At 62.1% G+C, this 22,879-nt stretch carries 24 protein-coding genes; 19 read left to right on the forward strand and 5 right to left on the reverse strand.

The window, feature by feature from the left end; all coding sequences use genetic code 11:
• Positions 1 to 27 precede the first annotated feature (27 nt).
• From MHM97_RS15950 to MHM97_RS16025, 16 genes are all read left to right on the forward strand, one after another.
• Positions 28 to 372: a hypothetical protein gene (locus MHM97_RS15950; protein WP_239323354.1), complete on the forward strand. Its 345-nt coding sequence runs from the start codon at positions 28 to 30 to the stop codon at positions 370 to 372.
• Between the two features lie 98 nt (positions 373 to 470).
• Positions 471 to 920 (forward strand): DUF5333 domain-containing protein, encoded by a 450-nt coding sequence (locus tag MHM97_RS15955; RefSeq protein WP_239323355.1) that lies wholly within the window; start codon positions 471 to 473, stop codon positions 918 to 920.
• A 3-nt stretch (positions 921 to 923) separates the two neighbouring features.
• Complete coding sequence (gene nuoG / locus MHM97_RS15960) at positions 924 to 2,906, forward strand: NADH-quinone oxidoreductase subunit NuoG (RefSeq protein ID WP_239323356.1); 1,983 nt, start codon at positions 924 to 926, stop codon at positions 2,904 to 2,906.
• Positions 2,903 to 3,295, forward strand: a complete 393-nt coding sequence (locus tag MHM97_RS15965; protein WP_239323357.1) for a hypothetical protein — start codon at positions 2,903 to 2,905, stop codon at positions 3,293 to 3,295. Before nuoG ends, MHM97_RS15965 begins: the two co-directional genes overlap by 4 nt.
• A gap of 6 nt (positions 3,296 to 3,301) precedes the next feature.
• Positions 3,302 to 4,339, forward strand: coding sequence for an NADH-quinone oxidoreductase subunit NuoH (gene nuoH / locus MHM97_RS15970; protein WP_009178756.1), 1,038 nt, complete (start codon positions 3,302 to 3,304; stop codon positions 4,337 to 4,339).
• 1 nt (position 4,340) lies between these two features.
• Positions 4,341 to 4,631: a hypothetical protein gene (locus MHM97_RS15975; protein ID WP_239323358.1), complete on the forward strand. Its 291-nt coding sequence runs from the start codon at positions 4,341 to 4,343 to the stop codon at positions 4,629 to 4,631.
• Complete coding sequence (nuoI, locus tag MHM97_RS15980) at positions 4,628 to 5,122, forward strand: NADH-quinone oxidoreductase subunit NuoI (RefSeq protein WP_005624618.1); 495 nt, start codon at positions 4,628 to 4,630, stop codon at positions 5,120 to 5,122. The genes MHM97_RS15975 and nuoI overlap by 4 nt, the downstream gene beginning before the upstream one ends.
• Positions 5,119 to 5,529 carry a carboxymuconolactone decarboxylase family protein gene (locus MHM97_RS15985; protein WP_005624621.1) on the forward strand — a complete coding sequence of 137 codons (411 nt, stop codon included), beginning with the start codon at positions 5,119 to 5,121 and terminating at the stop codon, positions 5,527 to 5,529. The genes nuoI and MHM97_RS15985 overlap by 4 nt, the downstream gene beginning before the upstream one ends.
• Positions 5,526 to 6,128 (forward strand): NADH-quinone oxidoreductase subunit J, encoded by a 603-nt coding sequence (locus MHM97_RS15990; RefSeq protein WP_239323359.1) that lies wholly within the window; start codon positions 5,526 to 5,528, stop codon positions 6,126 to 6,128. The genes MHM97_RS15985 and MHM97_RS15990 overlap by 4 nt, the downstream gene beginning before the upstream one ends.
• Positions 6,129 to 6,131: 3 nt before the next feature.
• Positions 6,132 to 6,437 (forward strand): NADH-quinone oxidoreductase subunit NuoK, encoded by a 306-nt coding sequence (nuoK, locus tag MHM97_RS15995; protein ID WP_005624625.1) that lies wholly within the window; start codon positions 6,132 to 6,134, stop codon positions 6,435 to 6,437.
• 5 nt (positions 6,438 to 6,442) lie between these two features.
• Positions 6,443 to 8,578 (forward strand): NADH-quinone oxidoreductase subunit L, encoded by a 2,136-nt coding sequence (gene nuoL / locus MHM97_RS16000; RefSeq protein WP_239323360.1) that lies wholly within the window; start codon positions 6,443 to 6,445, stop codon positions 8,576 to 8,578.
• Positions 8,578 to 10,146, forward strand: coding sequence for an NADH-quinone oxidoreductase subunit M (locus tag MHM97_RS16005; RefSeq protein ID WP_239323361.1), 1,569 nt, complete (start codon positions 8,578 to 8,580; stop codon positions 10,144 to 10,146). The genes nuoL and MHM97_RS16005 overlap by 1 nt, the downstream gene beginning before the upstream one ends.
• A 12-nt stretch (positions 10,147 to 10,158) precedes the next feature.
• On the forward strand, positions 10,159 to 11,595 hold the full coding sequence (nuoN, locus tag MHM97_RS16010; protein ID WP_239323362.1) for an NADH-quinone oxidoreductase subunit NuoN: 1,437 nt from the start codon (positions 10,159 to 10,161) through the stop codon (positions 11,593 to 11,595).
• Between the two features lie 88 nt (positions 11,596 to 11,683).
• The gene (locus MHM97_RS16015) at positions 11,684 to 12,433 is read left to right on the forward strand and encodes a biotin--[acetyl-CoA-carboxylase] ligase (protein WP_239323363.1); all 750 of its coding nucleotides are present in this window, start codon (positions 11,684 to 11,686) and stop codon (positions 12,431 to 12,433) included.
• A gap of 14 nt (positions 12,434 to 12,447) precedes the next feature.
• Entirely contained in the window at positions 12,448 to 13,230 is a 783-nt protein-coding gene (locus MHM97_RS16020; RefSeq protein WP_239323364.1) for a type III pantothenate kinase, read from the forward strand.
• Positions 13,227 to 14,894, forward strand: coding sequence for a ribonuclease J (locus tag MHM97_RS16025; protein WP_239323365.1), 1,668 nt, complete (start codon positions 13,227 to 13,229; stop codon positions 14,892 to 14,894). The genes MHM97_RS16020 and MHM97_RS16025 overlap by 4 nt, the downstream gene beginning before the upstream one ends.
• Before the next feature lie 169 nt (positions 14,895 to 15,063).
• On the opposite strand, the gene MHM97_RS16030 is transcribed toward MHM97_RS16025, so the two are convergent.
• From MHM97_RS16030 to MHM97_RS16045, 4 genes are all read right to left on the reverse strand, one after another.
• Positions 15,064 to 15,237 (reverse strand): RSP_7527 family protein, encoded by a 174-nt coding sequence (locus MHM97_RS16030; RefSeq protein WP_239323366.1) that lies wholly within the window; start codon positions 15,235 to 15,237, stop codon positions 15,064 to 15,066.
• A gap of 189 nt (positions 15,238 to 15,426) precedes the next feature.
• Positions 15,427 to 16,923 (reverse strand): DEAD/DEAH box helicase, encoded by a 1,497-nt coding sequence (locus MHM97_RS16035; RefSeq protein ID WP_239323367.1) that lies wholly within the window; start codon positions 16,921 to 16,923, stop codon positions 15,427 to 15,429.
• A gap of 194 nt (positions 16,924 to 17,117) precedes the next feature.
• On the reverse strand, positions 17,118 to 18,071 hold the full coding sequence (locus tag MHM97_RS16040) for a glycosyltransferase family 2 protein (protein ID WP_239323368.1): 954 nt from the start codon (positions 18,069 to 18,071) through the stop codon (positions 17,118 to 17,120).
• Positions 18,072 to 18,127: 56 nt separating this feature from the next.
• Positions 18,128 to 19,735, reverse strand: coding sequence for a peptide chain release factor 3 (locus MHM97_RS16045; RefSeq protein ID WP_239323369.1), 1,608 nt, complete (start codon positions 19,733 to 19,735; stop codon positions 18,128 to 18,130).
• Between the two features lie 349 nt (positions 19,736 to 20,084).
• On the opposite strand from MHM97_RS16045, the gene MHM97_RS16050 reads away from it, so the two are divergent.
• Both MHM97_RS16050 and MHM97_RS16055 read left to right on the forward strand, forming a co-directional pair.
• Positions 20,085 to 20,378 carry a DUF883 family protein gene (locus MHM97_RS16050; protein ID WP_239323370.1) on the forward strand — a complete coding sequence of 98 codons (294 nt, stop codon included), beginning with the start codon at positions 20,085 to 20,087 and terminating at the stop codon, positions 20,376 to 20,378.
• A gap of 4 nt (positions 20,379 to 20,382) precedes the next feature.
• Complete coding sequence (locus MHM97_RS16055; protein WP_239323371.1) at positions 20,383 to 20,766, forward strand: hypothetical protein; 384 nt, start codon at positions 20,383 to 20,385, stop codon at positions 20,764 to 20,766.
• A gap of 101 nt (positions 20,767 to 20,867) precedes the next feature.
• Here the strand turns inward: MHM97_RS16055 and MHM97_RS16060 are convergent, their stop codons facing one another.
• A complete protein-coding gene (locus MHM97_RS16060) occupies positions 20,868 to 21,887 on the reverse strand; it encodes a Hint domain-containing protein (RefSeq protein ID WP_239323372.1) in 1,020 nt (339 codons plus the stop codon).
• 210 nt (positions 21,888 to 22,097) lie between these two features.
• Between MHM97_RS16060 and MHM97_RS16065 the strand changes: the two genes are divergently transcribed.
• Positions 22,098 to 22,877 carry an SDR family oxidoreductase gene (locus tag MHM97_RS16065; RefSeq protein WP_239323373.1) on the forward strand — a complete coding sequence of 260 codons (780 nt, stop codon included), beginning with the start codon at positions 22,098 to 22,100 and terminating at the stop codon, positions 22,875 to 22,877.
• Positions 22,878 to 22,879: the final 2 nt, after the last annotated feature.

Raw genomic sequence — 22,879 nt, forward strand, 5'->3', positions numbered from 1 at the left:
CCTGAAGAGATGATGATGACTTCACGTATGACTTTGACGCTGATACTGGCGGCCTCGGTGGGGCTTGCGGCCTGTGGTGGCAAGACCCGCGAGGACAAGCGCATGCGGTTTGACGGCATCGCGTTCCGCACCAGCGTCAAAGCGATCAACAAGAGAGAGACCCTCGCCGATTTCCGCATCGAGGTGCGTGACGCGCTGCAATCCCAGCGGGGGGCGCTGGCGGCTGCCGATCACGAGGCCAAACGCTATTGCATCGTGAACTTCGGCACCTCGCGGTTTGATTGGACCAACATCGCGCTGGACGCCGAGGGCAACTACAATATCCAGCTCGACAAGGGCGATGCGGTCTATACGGGACGTTGCGAGTCTTGATGCGCAGGTCGGCATATCATGGCCGGTCCGGCGGGGTGCTATTGTATAACAGCGCGTCTCACTCCTGTGGTTCAGACAGAACCACACAGGAGTCTGACATGTCTGAATCAATTGCCATTTCCCCGGCACGCACCGCCGTGATGGCCACCTCTCTGGCGGCTTTGGCGGCCCTGCTTCTGGCCTTTGGTGCCAGCGCGGGCGAGGCCAGGCCGTCGTTGCGCGATGTGCAGGAAATCGAGGATCCGCTGTTTGCCGTGGCCGTGGCCAGCGAAGTGGCCGATCAATGTGATCGCCTCGCGCCGCGCACGCTCAAAGGGCTGAACCAGCTCTATCAGATCCGCAGCCGCGCCAATGCGCTTGGCTACAGCGACGCGGAAATCAAGTCCTACATCGAGTCGGACCAGGAAAAATCCCGGATGCGCGCCAAGGGCGAGCGCCTGCTGCGGCAGGAAGGGGTCGATCTGGACCAACCAGAAACATTCTGCGCCTACGGGCTGGCGGAAATTGAGAAAAACAGCGCGATCGGCGTGTTACTGAGGGCGAAATAGACCATGTCTGACCTCCGCAAGATCAACATTGACGGAACCGAGATCGAAGTCGACGGGGCGATGACCCTGATCCAGGCCTGCGAGCAGGCCGGGATCGAGATCCCGCGCTTCTGCTACCACGAGCGTCTCTCGATTGCGGGCAACTGTCGTATGTGCCTTGTGGAGGTCGTCGGCGGCCCGCCCAAGCCCGCTGCCTCCTGCGCGATGCAGGTGCGTGATCTGCGCCCCGGTCCCGAGGGTCAAGCGCCGCAGGTGAAGACCAATTCACCGATGGTGAAAAAGGCGCGCGAAGGGGTGATGGAGTTTCTCCTGATCAACCACCCGCTGGATTGCCCGATCTGCGATCAGGGCGGCGAATGCGACCTGCAAGATCAGGCGATGGCCTACGGCGTTGATTTCTCGCGCTTCCGTGAACCCAAGCGCGCCGTGGACGATCTGAACCTCGGCCCGCTTGTGGGCACCGCAATGACCCGCTGCATCTCCTGCACCCGTTGCGTGCGCTTCACCACCGAGGTCGCAGGCATTTCGCAGATGGGTCAGACCGGACGCGGTGAGGATGCGGAGATCACCTCCTACCTCAACGAGACGCTGGACTCGAACCTGCAGGGCAACATCATTGACCTCTGCCCGGTCGGCGCGCTGACCTCGAAACCCTATGCGTTTACCGCGCGTCCGTGGGAACTCACCAAGACCGAGACCATCGACGTGATGGACGCGCTGGGATCGAACATCCGCGTGGATACCAAGGGCCGCGAAGTGATGCGTATCCTGCCGCGCAACCATGATGGGGTGAACGAGGAATGGATCTCCGATAAGACCCGTTTTGTCTGGGATGGCCTGCGTCGCCAACGTCTGGACCGCCCCTATGTGCGCGTCGAAGGCAAGCTGAAGCCCGCCACATGGCCCGAGGCGCTGGAGGCTGTCGCCACCGCGATGAAGGGCAAGAAAGTCGCAGGCCTGATCGGTGATCTGGTCCCGGTTGAGGCCGCCTATGCGCTGAAGAACCTGATCGAGAGCCTTGAAGGCAAGGTCGAATGCCGCACCGATAATGCGCGCCTGCCCATCGGCAACCGCGCGGGCTATGTCGGCACCGCCACCATCGAGGATATCGACACCGCCAAGGACATCATCCTGATTGGCACCAACCCGCGCGACGAGGCGCCGGTGCTGAACGCCCGCATCCGCAAGGCGTGGCTCAAGGGGGCCAATGTCAAACTGGTCGGCCCGGCCGCAGATCTGACCTATGATCACGATCATGTGGGAACGGATCGCGCCGCGCTTGACGGGCTGACAGCCCCGGAAGATGCGATCATCATCGTGGGGCAGGGCGCTCTGCGCGAAGCCGACGGTCTGGCGGTTCTCGCCAAGGCGCAATCTCTGGGCAAGCTCTTGGTCCTGCACAGCGCCGCCGCTCGTGTGGGCGCGATGGACATCGGGGCCGTCACCGAGGGTGGCATGGCCGCCGCCATCGACGGTGCAGAGGTGATCTACAACCTTGGGGCCGATGAGGTCGAAATCGATGCAGGCGCATTTGTGATCTATCAGGGCAGCCACGGCGACCGTGGGGCGCACCGCGCCGATGTGATCCTGCCCGGTGCGGCCTATACCGAGGAAAACGGCCTGTTCGTGAACACCGAAGGCCGTCCGCAGCTTGCCATGCGCGCAGGCTTTGCTCCGGGCGAGGCCAAGGAAAACTGGGCCATCCTGCGCGCACTTTCGGCGGAACTCGATGCAAAACTGCCCTATGACAGCCTCGCGCAACTGCGCAAGGCGCTGATCAAGGACGTCCCGCATCTGGCCAAGGTGGATCGCGTTGTTGCCAATGAAGGCGAGGCGCTGCCGGTTGAAAAACTCGGCAAGGCGGATTTCCTGCCTGCAGTCAAAGACTTCTACCTGACCAACCCGATTGCGCGTGCATCGCAGCTGATGGCGGAGCTTTCCGCCCAGGCCAAGGCGCGTCGCGACACGGCGATTGCGGCAGAGTGATCCGGGCGGCGCTCATATCGCTCGCGGCGCTTGCCCTCATGGCCTGCACGGATGCGTCGGGCGATGAGGTGAGCCGCGCCGCGCCCGATTATCTGGGCGTGGACACCAGCCTCCTCGATGGGGATCTGGTGCAGTTCCATGTCACCATGGACCGCGTCGGGGCGCTTGAGGATCTGAACGACTATGCCGATTGCGCGGCAGCACAATATGCGCTGATCCGGGGATACGGCTTTGCGCGTCATGTGCGCACAAAAACGAAACAAGAGGCTGGTATTTGGAAGGCCGATGCGGTCTACACCATCTCGCCAGCCTTACCGCGCGGTTTGCGCACGCTCGACGCCGAAGTCGTGGTGCAGGACTGCAAGGCAAACGGAATACCTACGGTGTGAGGACCCATGGCTGAATTCTTTAACACCCCAGGCGGCATTGCTGTCATCATCCTGGCGCAGACCCTGGCGGTTGTCGCCTTTGTGATGATCTCGCTTCTGTTCCTTGTCTACGGCGACCGCAAAATCTGGGCGGCTGTCCAGATGCGGCGCGGTCCCAATGTGGTGGGCGTCTATGGCCTGTTGCAGACCGTCGCGGATGCGCTGAAATACGTGGTCAAGGAGGTGGTCATCCCGGCTGGCTCTGACCGGACCGTGTTTATCATGGCGCCGCTCACCTCCTTTGTGTTGGCGATGATCGCCTGGGCGGTGATCCCGTTCAACGACACATGGGTGCTCTCGGACATCAATGTCGCCATCCTTTATGTGTTCGCGGTCTCCTCGCTTGAGGTCTACGGCGTCATCATGGGCGGCTGGGCGTCGAACTCCAAATACCCGTTCCTTGGCTCCTTGCGCTCTGCGGCACAGATGATCTCCTATGAGGTCTCCATTGGCCTCATCATCATTGGTGTGATCCTGTCGACAGGCAGCATGAACTTTGGCGACATCGTGCGGGCACAGGACGGCAATGCAGGCCTGTTCAACTGGTACTGGCTGCCGCATTTCCCGATGGTGTTCCTGTTCTTCATCTCCTGCCTTGCGGAAACCAACCGCCCACCGTTTGACTTGCCCGAGGCGGAATCGGAGCTGGTGGCAGGCTATCAGGTGGAATACTCCTCGACGCCGTTCCTGTTGTTCATGGCCGGGGAATATATCGCCATCTTCCTGATGTGCGCGCTCACCTCGCTGCTGTTCTTCGGTGGCTGGCTGTCGCCGGTGCCGTTCCTGCCGGACAGCCCGCTGTGGATGATCGCAAAGATGGCGTTCTTCTTCTTCCTCTTCGCCATGGTCAAGGCCATCACCCCACGTTACCGCTACGACCAGCTGATGCGTCTGGGCTGGAAAGTCTTCTTGCCGTTCAGCCTGATCTGGGTGGTCTTCGTGGCCTTTGCCGCACGTTTCGATTGGTTCTGGGGGGCGTTCGCCCGCTGGAGCACAGGAGGCTGATATGAACACGGTCTACAAGTTCACTAATGAGCATATCGGTTTGGAAATCCGTCGTTCAGGCGATGGTCTGCACGGATTTTGGATAGTTCAGATCTCTGATGAGAACACTGAAGGTAGTGGCAAGAGAACTGTAACGCAGTGGTACCCTTCCCCAGAAACGGCGGTGGATTGTATCAATTGCGGCCATTCCTACCGGTACTGGGACGGGGCCAAACTAAATGCGTTGGGCGTACCGTCTAAATTGTGCGATTGGCGCACTTTCGAGAACGATCGTGGAGCTTTGGACGCATGACCCAAATCGATTACACCCGCGCCGCCAAATACTTCCTGCTGCAAGACGTGTGGCAGGGGTTCAAACTGGGGCTGAAGTATTTCTTTGCCCCCAAGGCGACCCTGAACTACCCGCATGAAAAAGGCCCGCTCAGCCCGCGTTTTCGCGGCGAGCACGCGCTGCGCCGTTATCCCAATGGCGAGGAACGCTGCATCGCCTGCAAACTCTGCGAGGCGATCTGCCCGGCGCAGGCCATCACCATTGATGCCGAACCGCGCGAGGACGGCAGCCGCCGCACCACGCGCTACGACATCGATATGACCAAATGCATCTACTGCGGTTTCTGTCAGGAAGCCTGCCCGGTGGACGCCATTGTCGAGGGGCCGAATTTTGAATTCGCCACCGAGACCCGCGAGGAGTTGTTCTACGACAAGGACAAGCTGCTGGCCAATGGCGAGCGCTGGGAAGCCGAGATTGCCCGCAACCTTGAGCTGGACGCGCCGTACAGATGAGTGAGACGCCGAAAAACCCTTTCGAGGCCATGATGGCCCAGGCGCAGGAGATGGCGAAGGCCCTCAATCCTGCGCTTGAGAGTTTCTCTCCCAAGGGGTTTGAGGCGCTCTGGCCGACCATGCCCAAAGAGGTCATGGAGATGATGTTCGGCAACACCGTCAACAAGGACGGGCTTGATGCCAAAACCCGCCTGCTGCTGACGCTGGCGGGGTTGACCATGCAGGGCGCGCAGGCCGATACGGCCGTGCGTCAGACCGTGCGCCACGCTCTTGCGGCGGGCGCGAAGAAACAAGAGATCGTTGAAACGATCGGACAGATGTCGGTCTTTGCCGGCATTCCGGCCATGACCCGCGCAATGGATTTGGCGCAGGAGGTCATGGACGACAAAGGGGACGATGAGACATGAGCGTGTTTGCCTTTTACCTCTTCGCCATCAGCGCCATCACCGGCGGGCTGTTCACTGTGATCAGCCGTCAGCCAGTGCATTCGGTGCTGTGGCTGATCCTGGCGTTTATTTCCTCGGCCGGGCTGTTTGTGCTGCTGGGGGCGGAATTTGTCGCCATGTTGCTGGTGATCGTCTACGTGGGCGCGGTTGCGGTGCTGTTCCTCTTTGTGGTGATGATGCTCGACGTCGACTTTGCCGAGCTCAAGGCCGAAATGGCCCGCTACATGCCGCTGGCGCTGCTGATCGGGCTGGTGATCCTGATGCAGTTCGTGATCGCCTATGGCTCTTGGGAGAGTGCCCATGACGTGGCGCAGAACCTGAGCCAGCCGATCCCTATTGATCGGCACAACACCGAGGCGCTTGGCCTCATTATCTACGACCAATATTTCCTTCTGTTCCAGCTTGCGGGTCTGATCCTTCTGGTGGCCATGATCGGTGCCATCGTTCTGACCCTGCGCCACCGCCAGGATGTGAAGCGTCAGGACGTGCTCGCCCAGATGTATCGCGACCCGGCCAAGGCAATGGAGCTCAAGGACATCAAACCGGGGCAGGGGCTTTGATCAATGATCGGACTTGAACATTATCTCACCGTCGCGGCGACGCTGTTCGTTATCGGCATTTTCGGGCTCTTCCTGAACCGCAAGAACGTGATCATCCTCTTGATGAGCATCGAACTCATGCTGCTGGCCGTGAACATCAACCTCGTCGCCTTCTCGTCGTTCCTTGGCGATCTGGTGGGGCAGGTGTTCACGCTGTTCGTGCTGACCGTCGCCGCCGCTGAGGCCGCGATTGGCCTTGCGATCCTCGTCTGCTTCTTCCGGAACCGCGGCACCATCGCTGTCGAAGACATCAACGTGATGAAGGGCTAATCCAGATGGAAACCATTCTCCTCTTTGCCCCGCTCGTGGGGGCGGTGATCTGCGGCTTTGGCCATAAGATCATCGGCGAAAAAGCCGCCATGTGGACCGCCACCGGCCTGTTGTTCCTCACGGCGCTGTTGTCGTGGGTGACCTTCCTGACCTTTGACGGCGAAACCCGCATCATCGAGATTTTCCGCTGGATCGAGAGCGGCAGCCTGTCGACCTCCTGGTCGATCCGACTGGACCGGTTGACCGCGATCATGCTGATCGTGATCTCCACCGTGTCGGCGCTCGTGCATCTCTATTCCTTTGGCTACATGGATCACGACCCGCAGTACAAAGAGGGCGAGAGCTACAAGCCACGCTTCTTTGCCTATCTGTCGTTCTTCACCTTCGCCATGCTGATGCTGGTCACATCCGACAACCTCGTGCAGATGTTCTTCGGCTGGGAAGGCGTGGGTGTTGCCTCCTACCTTCTGATTGGGTTTTACTACCGCAAGCCCTCTGCCGGGGCGGCGGCGATGAAGGCCTTTATTGTCAACCGTGTCGGCGACTTTGGCTTTTCGCTGGGGATCTTTGCGCTGTTCTTCCTGACGGACAGCATCAACCTCGGCACCATCTTTGCCGAGACGCCGGATCTGGCGGAAACCACCGTGTCGTTCCTCTGGACTGACTGGAACGCGGCCAACCTGATTGCCTTCCTGCTGTTTGTCGGTGCGATGGGGAAATCGGCGCAGCTGATCCTGCACACATGGCTGCCGGACGCGATGGAAGGCCCGACCCCGGTGTCGGCACTCATTCACGCCGCAACCATGGTGACGGCGGGTGTGTTCCTTGTGTGCCGCATGTCGCCCTTGATGGAGGTTGCGCCCGAGGCGACCACCTTTATCACCGTTCTCGGTGCCACAACCGCATTCTTTGCCGCGACCGTGGGTCTGGTTCAGACCGACATCAAGCGCGTGATCGCCTATTCGACCTGCTCGCAGCTGGGCTACATGTTCGTGGCCGCAGGCGTCGGCATGTATTCGGCGGCGATGTTCCACCTGTTCACCCACGCGTTCTTCAAGGCGATGCTGTTCTTGGGCGCGGGCTCCGTCATTCACGCGATGCACCACGAACAGGACATGATGAACTACGGCGGCCTGCGCAAAAAGATCCCCTATACCTTCTGGGCGATGATGATCGGCACGCTGGCCATCACTGGCGTTGGCATTCCGCTCACCCACATCGGGTTTGCAGGCTTCCTGTCCAAGGACGCCATCATCGAGAGCGCCTATGCGGGCGGGTCCATGTATGGCTTCTGGATGCTGGTGATCGCGGCGGCGATGACCTCCTTCTACAGCTGGCGCCTGATCTTCCTGACCTTCTACGGCAAACCGCGTGGCGACAAGCACACCCATGACCACGCGCATGAAAGCCCGATGGTCATGCTGATCCCGCTGGGCGTGTTGGCGTTGGGGGCGGTGTTTGCCGGTATGCTCTGGTACAACTCCTTCTTTGGTCACGCCGACAAGGTGGGCAAATTCTACGGCATCCCGGTGGCCGAGGCAGCTGCGCACGGCGATGCCGCCTCCCACGGCGACGATCATGCAAGTGACTCGCATGCCGCAGAAGAGGACCACGGTTCGGCGGATCACGGGACGGATACCACCCATGGCGCCGAGGGCGAACATCACTATGCCTTTGTCGGCAAGCCGGGTGAGGGCGCGCTGTATATGGCACCGGACAACCATGTTCTGGATGACGCCCATGCCGCGCCCAAATGGGTGAAGGTCTCCCCCTTCATTGCCATGCTCCTGGGCCTTGGTCTGGCGGTCCTGTTCTACATCGTGAACCCGGAGCTGCCCAAACGCCTCGCGCAGCAGCAGCGTCCGCTCTACCTGTTCCTCAAGAACAAGTGGTACTTTGACGAGCTTTATAACGTGGTCTTTGTCAAACCGGCGCTGGCGCTTGGCCGCTTCTTCTGGAAGAAGGGCGACGGCAAGACCATTGACGGGTTCCTCAACGGTGTGGCGATGGGCATCGTGCCCTTCTTCACCCGTCTCGCTGGCCGGGCCCAGTCCGGTTACATCTTCACTTACGCCTTCTGGATGGTGCTGGGGATCGCAGCCCTTGTCACCTGGATGTCGATCGGCGGAGGATCGCACTGATGGATCACAATCTCCTTTCCATCGTAACCTTCATCCCTGCGCTGGCGGCAGCGTTCATGGCGCTGCTGATGCGCGGTGACGACGAAGCCGCACGACGCAACGCAAAGATCCTGGCGCTCTTTGCCACCACGATCACCTTTGTGGTGAGCCTGTTCATCTATGCGGGCTTTGACCCGGCCAATCCCGGCTTTCAGTTCGTCGAGGAGCGCGCCTGGATCTTTGGCCTGAAGTACAAGATGGGTGTTGATGGCATCTCGGTGCTGTTTGTGCTGCTGACGACCTTTGTGATGCCGCTGACCATCCTGGCCAGCTGGTCCGTCACCACCCGGGTCAAGGAATACATGATCGCCTTCCTGGTGCTGGAGACGCTGATGCTCGGCGTGTTCATGGCGCTGGACATGGTGCTCTTCTACCTCTTCTTCGAAGCCGGCCTCATCCCGATGTTCCTGATCATCGGCATCTGGGGCGGCAAGGACCGGATCTACGCCTCGTTCAAGTTCTTCCTCTACACCTTCTTTGGCTCGGTGCTGATGCTGGTGGCGATGGTGGCGATGTATTTCGATGCGGGCACCACTGATATGGTCCGGCTGCTGGCGCATGAGTTCTCATATGCGGGCTTTGACGTGCTGGGCGTTCACGTGGTGGGCGGCATGCAGACGCTGCTGTTCCTCGCCTTCTTTGCCTCCTTTGCGGTTAAGATGCCGATGTGGCCGGTGCACACATGGCTGCCGGACGCACACGTTCAGGCCCCGACGGCGGGCTCCGTGGTGCTGGCGGCGATCCTCTTGAAGATGGGCGGCTACGGCTTCCTGCGGTTCTCCTTGCCCATGTTCCCGATCGGGGCGGAGGTGATGACCGATGTGGTCCTGTGGATGTCGGCGATCGCGATTGTCTACACCTCGCTGGTGGCGATGGTGCAGGACGACATGAAAAAGCTGATCGCCTATTCCTCGGTCGCCCACATGGGGTTTGTGACCATGGGCATCTTTGCGGCGAACCAGCAGGGTGTGGACGGGGCGATCTTCCAGATGCTCAGCCACGGCTTCATCTCTGCGGCCCTCTTCCTTTGTGTGGGGGTGATCTATGACCGCATGCATACTCGCGACATCGACGCTTATGGCGGTCTCGTGATCCGCATGCCCGCCTATGCGCTGGTGTTCATGTTCTTCACCATGGGCAACGTCGGCCTGCCGGGCACCTCTGGTTTCATCGGGGAGTTCCTGACGCTGGTCGGCACCTTCCAGGAGAACACCTGGGTTGCCTTTGTCGCCACCACCGGCGTGATTTTCTCGGCCTGCTATGCGCTCTGGCTCTATCGTCGGGTGGTCTTTGGCGATCTGATCAAGGAAAGCCTCAAGGCCATTCAGGACATGAACGCCCGCGAAAAATGGATCTTTGCGCCGCTCATCGCGATGACGCTGCTGCTTGGTGTCTACCCGTCCGTCGTCACTGATGTGATCGGTCCCTCGACCGAAGCGCTGGTGCAATCCGTCAACACGGCCGTTGCCGACGCGGGGCCCCTCTGGGATGCCGCCGAGGTCGATGTCGCCGCCACCAATTCCCACTAAGGAGCTGATGAGATGCAAGCTGATCTCTCCGTGATCCTGCCCGAGATCATCCTCGCCGTCTTTGCGATGGCGGCGCTGCTCGGGGCTGTCTACACCGTCAAGGACAAGCTGGCGCCGATGCTCGTGTGGGTGACCGCCGCGCTGATGGTGGTGCTGGGCATCTGGATCGGAACCTCCGGCTCCGGCTCGACCGAGGCCTTTGGCGGCATGATCGTCAACGACGCCTTCGCGCGCTTTGCCAAGGTTGCGATCCTGTTCTCCGCCGCCGCCGTGATGGTGATGGGGCAGGACTATATGTCCAAACGCGGCATGCTGCGGTTTGAATACCCGATTCTGATCGCGCTTTCGGCCATCGGCATGATGGTGATGGTCTCCGCAGGTGATCTGATGGCGCTTTATATGGGGCTGGAACTGCAATCGCTGGCGCTCTATGTGGTGGCCGCCCTGCGCCGCGACAGCGTCAAATCCACCGAGGCGGGCCTCAAGTATTTCGTGCTTGGCGCGCTCTCCTCCGGTCTGCTGCTCTATGGCGCGTCGCTGGTCTACGGCTTTGCGGGCACCACCAAATTTGCAGGCATCATCGAGGTTGCCCAGCATGGTGAGGTCTCCATCGGCCTGTTGTTCGGGATCGTCTTCCTGATCTCCGGCATGGCGTTCAAGGTCTCTGCGGTGCCGTTCCACATGTGGACGCCGGACGTCTACGAGGGCGCGCCGACCCCGGTCACCGCCTTCTTTGCCTCCGCACCCAAAGTGGCCGCGATGGGTCTCTTTGCCCGCGTGTTGCATGATGCCTTTGGCTACGCGATCGAGGACTGGAGCCAGGTCATCGCGCTCCTGTCGGTGCTGTCGATGTTCCTCGGCGCGGTTGCGGCCATTGGCCAGACCGACCTCAAACGCCTGATGGCCTATTCGTCGATTGCCCATATGGGCTATGCGCTGATCGGTCTGGCAGCAGGCACCGCGCTGGGTGTGCAGGCGCTGCTGATCTACATGTCGATCTATGTGGCGATGAATATCGGCACCTTTGCCTTCATCATGATGCTGCACCGTGACGGCAAACCCGTCACCGACATCGCCGCGCTGAACCAATACGCCAAACGTGAGCCGGGCCGCGCGCTTGGCATGTTGGTGCTGTTGTTCTCGCTTGCGGGCGTGCCGCCGATGCTGGGCTTCTTTGGCAAGTTCTTCGTGCTGCGCGCCGCGGTCGAGGCGGACATGGCATGGCTCGCCATTGCCGGTGTGATCGCCTCGGTCATCGGGGCCTACTACTACCTGCGCATCGTGTTCTTCATGTACTTCGGCTCTGAGGGCGATGACGTGGAAACCTCCCGCTCGCCGGTGCTGCTGGCCTTCTTTACGGTTGGGGCCGGGCTGATGCTGGTCGGGGTTGTCACCACCTTTGGCGTCGAGGGGGCCGCGGCCTCTGCAGCGGCCATGCTGGTCAACTGATGATTGCAGGCAAAAATTTCACAAAAGGCCCGGTCCGGCGCGACCGGGCCTTTTGCCTTTTGTCACACCGGGTGCTAAAGGGGCGCGCATGACAGATTGGCCGATCGGATACGGGCGCCGTGTGCTGGCAGAAGTCGACAGCACATTGGACGAGGCCGCCCGCCTTGCGCCCGACCTTCCCGGGCCGGAGTGGATACTCGCCCTGCGCCAGACCAAAGGCCGCGGACGACGCGGACGCGCGTGGACCGATCCCAAGGGCAACTTTGCCGGCACGCTGGTCTATCGCCCCGAGGGAACGCCCGACCAGATCGCCCTGCGCAGCTTTGTCGCCGCGCTTGCGCTTTATGACGCGGTAGAGACCGTCACCGGCCGCACCAGCGGTCTGGCGCTCAAATGGCCCAATGATGTGCTGCTGAATGGTGGCAAGCTTGCAGGCATCCTCCTTGAAAGCGCGGGCGTCAAATCCGGTGTCGATCATCTGTCTATCGGGATTGGCGTCAATTTGGCCGAAACCCCGATGAAGGAATGGCTGGAGCCCGGTGCGGTCTGGCCGGTGTCGCTCCAGTCGGAAACCGGCGTGCGCGTTGACCCGGAGACGTTTCTGTCGGCCCTTGCCCTTGCATTTGCCCGCCATGAGGACCAGTTCACCACCTACGGCTTTGCGCCCATCCGCGAGTTGTGGCTGTCACGCGCGGCCAAGCTGGGTGAGGTGATCACCGCCCGCACCGCGCGCGAGGAAACCTCGGGCACCTTTGAAACCATCGACGACGCGGGCAACCTCGTTCTCAAGACCGCAAAGGGGAAAGTCACCATCCCCGCCGCGGATATCTTTTTCTGACGGAGGCGGGGCACATGCTTCTCGCGGTTGATTGCGGTAACACCAACACTGTCTTTGCACTCTGGGACGGCGATCAGATGATCGGCCATTGGCGCACCTCGACCGAATGGCAGCGCACCGCGGATCAGTATTACGTCTGGCTCTCCACCCTGATGAATCTGCAAGGCATCAAGGCACAGATCACCGATGTCATCATTTCGTCGACTGTGCCGCGCGTGGTTTTCAACCTGCGCGTGCTGTCTGACCGCTATTTCAAGACCCGCCCGCTGGTAGTGGGCAAACCCGAATGCGCGCTCCCGGTGGATGTGCGCGTCGACGAAGGCACCACCGTCGGCCCCGACCGTCTGGTCAATACGGTCGCCGGCTATCACAAATACGGCGGCGATCTGATCGTCGTTGATTTCGGAACCGCAACCACATTCGACGTGGTGGCCGTGGACGGCGCCTATGTGGGCGGCGTCATCGCGCCGGGGGTGAACCTCAGCCTTGAGGCGCTGCACCATGCTGCCGCCGCGCTGCCCCATGTCGACATCTCGAAACCACAAAATGTCATCGGCACCAACACGGTCGCCTGTATGCAATCCGGCGTGTTCTGGGGCTATGTCGGCCTCGTGCGCGAGATCTGCGATCGCATCAAGGCCGAATCCGGCGTGCCGATGACAGTCATATCAACCGGCGGGCTGGCGCCGCTCTTCCAGCAGACAGCAGATCTATTTGACGCATACGAGGATGACCTGACCATGCAAGGTCTACGGCGCATCCACGAACATAATAAGGATATCGGTACTCACGCATGAGCAGTGAACGTTTAATCTATTTGCCCCTCGGCGGGGCAGGTGAAATCGGCATGAACGCCTACGTCTATGGCTATGGCGCGCCGGGCAAGGAACGCCTGATTCTGGTGGATCTGGGCGTGGCCTTTCCCGACATGGACACCACACCCGGCGTGGATCTGATTATGCCCGACATCAGCTGGCTGGCGGAGCGCGCCGATCAGTTGGAGGGGATTTTCATCACCCACGCCCATGAGGACCACATCGGCGCGGTGGCGCATCTTTATAGCCGCCTCAATGTGCCGGTCTATGCGCGCGCCTTTACCGCCAATATCGCCCGTCGCAAGATGGAAGAGCAGGGCCATGACCCCGACGCCGTGGTGACGATCTCGCCCTGGCCCGAAGTGACCAAGCTCGGCCCCTTCACCATCGGTGCGGTGCCGATCTCGCACTCGATCCCGGAATCGGGTGGTCTGGTGATCGACAGCCCCGCAGGCCGGGTGATCCATACTGGTGATTTCAAACTGGACGCCAACCCCATCGTGGGCGAGGCCTTTGATCCCGACCTCTGGGCCGAGATTTCCAAGGGTGGCGTGCAGGCGCTGGTGTGCGATTCCACCAATGTGTTCTCACCGCATGCGGGCCGCTCCGAGAGCGATCTGGGTGACAACATCACCAAACTCATCTCTGAGGCCTCCGGCATGGTGGCGGCGACCACCTTTGCCTCCAACGTCGCGCGCGTCAAAACACTGGCGCAGGCGGGCGAACGGGCAGGGCGCTCCATTGTGCTCTTGGGCCGTGCCATGCGCCGGATGATCGAAGCCTCGATCGAAACCGGGGTGCTGAGCGATTTTCCCAAAGTGGTGCAACCCGAGGAAGCGGCTGATATTCCCCGCGAAAACCTGATGCTGATCACCACCGGATCGCAGGGCGAACGCCGCGCCGCCTCCGCACAGCTGGCCCGTGGCAAGTATCGCGGCATGGAGCTCAAGGAGGGCGATCTGTTCCTGTTCTCCTCCAAGACCATTCCCGGCAATGAAAAAGGTGTGATCTGGATCATCAACCAGTTCTCCGAGAAGGGCGTTGATGTGGTGGATGACAGCTCCGGTCTCTATCACGTGTCTGGTCACGCCAACCGCCCCGACCTTGAGCAGATGCATGACATCGTGAAGCCCAAGATCCTGATCCCGATGCACGGCGAACACCGCCACCTGCGCCAGCACGCGCGCCTCGGCGAGGACAAGGGCATCGCCTCCGCCATTGCCGTCAACGGCATGATGATGGACCTCACGGGCGATACGCCCAAGGTGGCCGACTATATCGACACCGGCCGTACCTATCTGGACGGTTCGGTCAAGATCGGCGCCATGGATGGCATCGTGCGCGACCGCATCCGTATGGCGCTTAACGGTCATGTGGTGGTCACGGCCATCCTCGACGAAGAGGACGAACCGCTGGGCGAACCCTGGGTGGACCTCAAGGGCCTTGCCGAGACCGGTCAATCCAACGCCGCATTGGCCGAGGTCATGGAAGAGGATCTGAATCAGTTCCTGATGCGCGCGGGCAAGAAAACGCTGAAGGATGACGATAAGCTGGAACAGGAACTGAAGCGCATCGCGCGTCAGACTGCCCAGTCCGAGATCGGCAAAAAGCCCGAAGTGACGGTTGTCGTCAGCCGTATGCGCTGATCGCGGAGGAGGGGGCGCTGCCCCCTCGTGTCCCTTCGGGTCACTTCACCCCCGAGGTATTTATCAAAAGATGAAGGAGGCACAGGCCTCTGAAACGGAAAACGCCCGGACCGCTCTGGTCCGGGCGTTTTTCGCAAGCGCGCCGGTCGGCACAGGGCCGCAGCCCTGATCAGGCGTGGCGCGGGCGGCTCAGCAGCAGGGCCGGGGCCTTGATCACGCGCTGAAGACCGGCACCGATGGCCAGCAACATGCTGCGGAAGGCTTCGGCGCGCATCTTGCGGGCCCGCAGTTCGATTTCTTTCAGGTCGTCGCTCAGAAGCGGTGCGGTTGTCATCAAGTCCATAACATCACCTTGGGGGTATCGTGTTGATACCGCCGATGTAGAGGATGTCGGGCCTGATGACATCGCATAGCTCGGCAATCCCGCTATGCCGCTGCTGCAATGCAGCACCAATTGGGGGCGCGTGTGGCCACAAAAAACCGCCCATGCCTGGGGCAGGGCGGTTTTCCGATAAAGCGATCCGATCAAGGGTCAGCTGGCGCGGCGCTCGTCGAAACTCAGCGCGATGAAGCTGGGCATATGGTCGCCCATGCCCACGACCTTGTCGTCGCGGCGATCATCCTTGCGGCCGCGCCCACGGGACTTGCCGGATTTCTGGCTGTCCTGCTTGTCTGCACGGTCGGATTTGTTTGCTGCCTTGGTGGTCGGCTGTTCAGCCGCCTGTTCGGGGGCGGGTGCAGGCGTCGGTGCGGCGGTCTGGGCCTCCGCAGCGGCCTCGCTGTTGCCACCACGGCTGCGGCTGCGACGGCTGGGTTTGGGCTTGTCGGTGGTCTCGGGCGCATCCGCTGCGTCCTTGGCGGCGGCTTTGCGCGGCGCCGGTTTGACCGGGTTGTCCAGCCGGTTGATCTGCTTCTGCACCAGACCTTCGACCGCATCCAGCGCCTTCTCGTCGCGCGGGGTGCAGATGGTGATCGCCTTGCCGTCGCGACCCGCTCGCCCGGTGCGGCCGATGCGGTGCACGTAGTCCTCGGCATGGCCGGGCACGTCGAAGTTGAACACATGGCTCACCGACGGAACATCCAGACCGCGTGCGGCCACGTCAGAGGCCACGAGGATCTTCAGCGCGCCATCGCGGAACCCGTCCAGTGTTTTTGTGCGCTGGCTCTGATCCAGATCGCCATGGATCGGCGCCGCGTCATAGCCGTATTTCTTCAGCGATTTGGCGACGATATCCACGTCGGTTTTGCGGTTGCAGAAGATGATGGCGTTTTTGACCGCCTCGCCTTCTTGATTGATCAGCTCGCGCAGAACGCGGCGTTTCTCGCTGCCTTCGCGATCCTTGCGGGAGGCTTTGAACATCACCACCGCCTGTTCGATCGTCTCGGAGGTGGTCGCTTGCCGCGCGATCTCCACCCGTTCGGGGCCGGAGAGGAACGTATTGGTGATGCGCTCGATCTCCGGTGCCATAGTGGCGGAGAAGAACAGCGTCTGGCGGGTGAAGGGCGTCAGCGAGAAGATGCGTTCGATATCGGGAATAAAGCCCATATCAAGCATCCGGTCGGCCTCATCCACCACCATGATCTCGATGCCGGTCAAGAGCAGCTTGCCGCGCTCGAAATGGTCCAGCAGGCGGCCCGGTGTGGCGATCAGCACGTCAACGCCACGGTCGATGGCTGCATCCTGTTCCTTGAAGGAGACGCCGCCGATCAGCAGGGCCTTCGTCAGTTTGACGTGTTTGGCGTAGGTGTCGAAGTTTTCCGCCACCTGTGCGGCCAATTCGCGCGTCGGGCAGAGCACCAGCGAGCGCGGCATGCGCGCCCGGGCGCGGCCACGGGCAAGGCGGGTGATCATCGGCAGGGTGAAAGAGGCAGTCTTGCCGGTGCCGGTCTGAGCGATCCCGAGGACATCGCGTCCTTCCAGGGCGGCGGGAATCGCGCCTGCCTGGATCGGGGTCGGGCTTTCATATCCTGCTTCCTCAATGGCTTTGAGGACCTTCGGATTAAGGTTCAGATCGGTGAATTTTGTCATATGCGTCCGTTTTTGCGGACACTGACCTGGCCCGCGCGTGTGTCTCTATGCCGGTATCAGTCGGACGCCTGAACAGACAGGAGTCCCCGGTTGAGGCGGCACATAGCAAAATTGCGTGATATGGTCAAATGATCGCGAATTTCCGCCGAGAATTCGCCGGAGGTTCTGGGCATTTGCAGTATTTTGGGAACAGTTCAGCGGAAGTCGGGGAAATGTTTCTGCCGCGCCTGCGTTGGGTCCAGCGGGCGGGTGCGCAACAGGCCCTCCGCCTGAAGCCGCCGGCGCAATTCGGGACCATCGGCGCAGACCTCGTCAAAAAAGGCGCGCAGCCCAGATTCGCCCTGTTCGGCCTCGAGCGCGGACAGCACCTCGTGCAGCGTGACACCGCCGGCCGCGCGCGGTTTCGCCGGGCGCAGATCTGATCGGTAGGAACCTTTTTGCAGGCGGTAGCGGTAGTGGTGCAGCCAATGATCCCAGTCGGTCGCATGCCGGTGGCACAGGTCGACCGCGTCCAGCTCCGTCTGGGCGGGATTCTCCGCCCCGCCGACAAAGACGTTGTGGATGCGCAGATCGACATCGTCGAGGCCGGTGCGCACGAACAGCTTGCCCTGCACGTGACTGATGAACCCGCCCCTCAGGTAGCTGCCGAACCGGGGATAGAGACGGGTGCCCGTCGCCTCGGCGTCCTTACCGGCAGGGAGGCGTGCCTTGTAGTGATCCGCACTGCCGGCCAGCAGTTCCAAGGGGCGCACGCGGGCGCAGAGCGTGCCGGGCGCGAGGTTTGCCAGGTGCGCCGAGATTGGCGTGTCCGACCAGAGGAATTCATCCACGTCGATGTGGATCAGCCAATCCAGGTCGCGGGCCTGACGGCGATAGGCGCGGGTGGCGTTAAGGCTCTGACGGACCTGATGTTTCTGTGGCACCCGGCCCCGGCGTTTTTGCCAATGGGCCTCGGTGGTCTCGATCACCCGGATACGCGGATGCGCCTTGAGATGCGGCAGGGCCGCGGGGCAGGGCGCATCCAGGTAGAGAAATAGCCGATGGGCCCCCTGTTCAAGGTGCCAGGCGGCAAAGTTCAGGATCGCGCGTGCCTCTGCCTTGAGCGTCGCGACGAGGCCCCATGTCCCCGGGGCTGCGGGATCTTGCATCTCAACACCTGCCTGCGTGATGGAAAACGGGCGCCCGGTGAAGGGCGCCCGCGGTCTCAGACCATCATTTCCTTGGTGGAGGAGAGTTTCAAGTCGGGATAATCCCGTTCCACCCTATCGATGTCCCACTGAAGACGCGTCAGGTAAACGATGTCGCCATCGTTATCATGGGCGATGTGCTGTTTGTTGGCGTTGGTGAATTTGTCCACCGCGGCCTTGTCGCCATGCACCCAGCGCGCCGAGGTGAACTGGCTGGCCTCAAAACGCACCGGCAGGCCGTATTCCATCTCGATCCGGCTGGCGAGCACTTCGAACTGCAACTGGCCGACGACGCCGACAATGAAGCCCGAGCCGATCGAGGGTTTGAACACCTTGGCGGCGCCTTCTTCGGCGAATTGCATCAGCGCCTTTTCCAAATGCTTGGCTTTCATCGGGTCGCCCGCCCGCACGCCTTGCAACAGTTCCGGCGCAAAGGACGGAATACCTGTGACGCGCAAGGCCTCGCCCTCGGTCAACGTGTCGCCGATGCGCAGCTGGCCGTGGTTGGGGATGCCGATGATGTCACCGCCCCACGCCTCTTCGGCAAGCTCGCGGTCGGAGGCGAGGAACAACACCGGGTTGGAAATCGCCATCGGTTTCTTGGTGCGCACATGGGTGAGTTTCATGCCGCGTTTGAAATGCCCCGAGGCCAGTCGCACAAAGGCGACGCGGTCGCGGTGCTTGGGGTCCATGTTGGCCTGCACCTTGAAGACAAAGCCCGCGACCTTCTTTTCCTCGGGGGCGATCTGGCGGGGCTCGGCGGACTGGACCTGCGGCAAGGGGCCGTAGGCGCCGATGCCGTCCATCAGCTCGCGCACGCCAAAGGAGTTGATCGCAGAGCCGAACCAGATCGGGGTCATATGCCCCTCAAGCACCGCTTGCGGGTCGAGTGCGGGCAGCAGCTCGCGCGCCATTTCGACCTCTTCGAGCAGCTTTTCCAAGAGGTGTTCGGGCACGTGTTCGGCCAGTTTGGGATCATCTAGCCCGTTGATGGAGATGCTCTCGGCAACCTTGTTGCGGTCGGCGCGGTCCATCAACTCCAACCGGTCACGCAAGAGGTCATAACAGCCGATGAAATCGCGCCCCACACCGATGGGCCAGCTGGCCGGGGTGACGTCGATGGCGAGATTTTCCTGAATCTCGTCAATGATTTCAAAGGTGTCGCGGCTTTCGCGGTCCATCTTGTTACAGAAGGTCAGGATCGGCAGATCGCGCAGGCGGCAAACCTCAAAGAGCTTCTGGGTCTGGCTCTCGACGCCCTTGGCGCCGTCGATCACCATGACGGCTGCATCTACGGCCGTGAGCGTGCGATAGGTGTCCTCGGAAAAATCCGAGTGGCCGGGGGTGTCGACAAGATTGTAGCGGAAATTGCCGTAATCAAAGGACATCGCTGAGGCCGAGACGGAGATGCCGCGGTCTTTTTCCATCTGCATGAAGTCAGAGCGCGTGCGCCGTGCTTCGCCCTTGGCGCGCACCTGTCCGGCCATCTGGATGGCGCCACCATAGAGGAGGAACTTCTCGGTCAGGGTGGTCTTGCCCGCATCCGGGTGCGAGATGATCGCAAAGGTGCGGCGCCGCGCGATTTCCGGCGGCAGATCGGGGCGGTTATGAGCGGTGTCCAACATGGGGCTGGCCTTAGCCAGAAAGCGGGTGCGAGGCAAGGAAAAGCGGTGTCTGTGCCATGATCGGAGGGGGCGCAGGACCGGGGGCGCTCCCGCCCATCCGTCGGTGCGCCCCATACGGGGCACCCCGCGTCCGGTTGGGCCGGGCGCCGGGCCATTCGGCCCGGCGAGGCTCACAGCCCCGCACCGGGGCTGTGAGCCATGCCCAACGCCGGACTGGGCGTCTTGTCGTCAGACGAGACACCAGACCGGAGGCGGGAGGAATTGCGACCCCCGTGAATTTTCGCGGAACAAAATCCTGCGGCGTCACGTTTCCTCTTCGAACGCGAAACAAAACGGAAAGGAATTTCCCATGCCGAAGGATCAAGCCGCCCCGTCCACCGAAGACATTGCAACCCAGATGGACGTGCTGCGCTCCGACATTTCCGCGCTCAGCAAATCCGTCTCCGACCTCGCCAAGGATCGCGCAGGCAAGGCGCGGGACGCCGCGCGGGACACTGCACGCGAACAGAGCCAGGCCGTGGCCGATGGCGCAGCCCAGATGACCCGTCAGGCCGAAGACGCGGTGCGCGCGCAGCCCCTGACCGCCACCGCAATTGCGGCCGGGCTGGGCTTTGCGCTGGGGTATCTGAGCAATCGCCGCTGATCCGATGCTGGGTCACATCAAATCCAAGGCCCGGCGTGGCGCGCGCCGGGTCCAGTTCTCCCTGCTGAGTGCGGGGTGTGCCGCGGTTGGTGCCGGGTTTGGCTCTGCCTCGCTCTATGTCGCATTGCTGCAGGCGGGGCAGGGGCACGCGATGGCCGCCTTTGTGCTGACCTGCATCTGGTTCGGCCTGTCAGGGGTGTTCCTGCTGCTGAAGGGGATGGTCGGTGACCGGACGTCTGACCGCGAGGATGCCCCGGTCGCAACCGCGCCGCCGGTGGCGCATCCCAATGGTCATGCGGCGACCGCGCCAGGGGTTGCCGATGCGTTTCTCGCTGGCATGAGCGAAGGTGCGGGCTTTGCCCGGATGCAGCAGCGGCGCGGTGACTGACCGCGGCCCGCTCGTCAGCGGGCCGGGGCCTGCGTGCCGCGAAAGGTGCCGACGTTGCGGGGGCTGAGTGTACGCGCAGCTCCGCTGCCCATGGGCGCAGATCAGCGCAGCGAGGCCCGCCGCAGCAGGTCCACCGCATCCGGCCGCTCTTCCAGAAGCGGCCGCTTGACGTCCAGCCCATGATCGGCCCGCGCGCCATGGCGTCGCGTGGTGCGCATGCGCCATTGCACGTCTGCCGGCAGGGTCGGCTGCGAGATCGGGTCCACGAGGAGCGACTCCGCCGCGATGCCCTCGGCATAGATGATGTAATGCCGGTCAAACAGGATCTGGAAATAGTCGACAAAGCCGCCATCCTGCACCACCACGGTATCGCCATTGACCAGATCACGGGCGCGCAGCAACAGTTCCAGCCGACCCGCCTGCAGGGCATCGGAGCGCTGATAGACCATCAGCCGATGATCCGGGCTGACCAGCAGGTCGCGCGCGTTGTTCAACGCTCCCTTGCGGATCAGGATCGGCGCCATTTCCCCCACCGCCCGCAGCGTTGTCTGGCCGATCCAGGTGATGGGCTGCGCGCCGCTGTCGCGCGTCAGGATGCGATCACCGGGGCGCAGATCCTCGATGGCGCGCTGCGCGCCGGTGGCCAGCGTGATGCGGGTGCCGCGCGCAAAGGCGACGCAGGACATTTGCGCCAGCCGGTGCTGCAGGCCCTGCCGCGTGCCGTTCACCAGACGATAGCCTGTAAACGGGACCATTGGGGCCTGTGGCAGCAGGTAGATCGCCGCGATCATGCCCTCCGGATCGGTTTCGACGATCAACAGCGCCTCCACCGCAGCGCCGAGCTCCGGCATCAGCGTCACGACGCCATCCAGGAACAAGGGCGCCCCCGGCGTGCCGAGCGCACTGTCGCGATGCACGGAAAACCCGCCATCCAGCTGCGCGCAAATGCCCAGCCGCGCCGGGCTGGCACTGCTGCGCAATTCATAGACATCATCCATCACCAGCTCGTCCAGGATGCTGATCGGATCGCCTGCGTTCACACCGAAACTGGCGCGGAACAGGTCCGCCGGATAGGCCGGCAGCGACTGGATGGAATGGGCGGTGCGGCTCACGTTGATCATGCGCGGTGGTCCAGGCTTTGGGTTTCAGGGGGCGCGGCGCCTCGAACAGGACACCCGATATTGCGCGGGTCTTGGTAAACACTAGGTTCACACTTGGGCGAGAACCGGGCGCTGGCGGGAAAAATTCTGGTCCGGGCGCTCTGTGCCGGCTGGTCAATCCCCTGCGCGGCTGGCAGGGTCTGGCAAACCACACGCATGGGGAGAAGTGTCATGGATCTGGGTATTCGCGGAAAGCGCGCATTGGTATGTGCATCGAGCAAAGGGTTGGGTCTGGGCTGTGCAGAAGCATTGGCAGAGGCCGGTGTCGACCTGGTGATGAATGCCCGTGGTGCCGAGGCACTGGAAGCCTCGGCGCAGGATCTCCGGGATCGGTTTGGCGTTCGCGTGGATACGGCCGCCTGCGACGTGACCGATGAAGGCGCGCGCGCAGAGCTGATCGAACGCGCCAAAGGCGTCGACATTCTGGTGACCAACGCCGGTGGCCCGCCTCCGGGCGTCTGGAGCGATTGGGACCGCGACGATTTCATCACCGCGCTTGACGCCAACATGCTGACGCCGATCGCGCTGATGAAAGCGCTACTGCCGGAAATGATGGACAAGGGCTGGGGCCGGGTGGTCAATATCACCTCGCAATCCGTCAAGGCGCCGATCGCAGCGCTGGGCCTGTCCAATTCCGCCCGCGCCGGGCTGACCGGCTATGTGGCGGGCACCGCGCGCCAGGTGGCCGGGGCGGGCGTGACGATCAACAATCTGCTGCCGGGGATCCATGCCACCGACCGGGCCGTGTCGCTTGATACCGGGGTGGCGCAGTCCCAGGGGATCAGTCTCGACGAGGCCCGCGACCAACGCGCCGCCACCATCCCAGCGGGGCGCTACGGCACCCGGCAGGAGTTCGGCGCAACCTGCGCCTTCCTTTGTTCGCAGCACGCAGGGTTCATCGTGGGCCAGAATATCCTTCTGGACGGTGGCGCCACCAATATGACGATCTGATC

It is taken from the genome of Epibacterium sp. Ofav1-8 (assembly GCF_022348185.1).
Classification (GTDB): Bacteria; Pseudomonadota; Alphaproteobacteria; order Rhodobacterales; family Rhodobacteraceae; genus Epibacterium.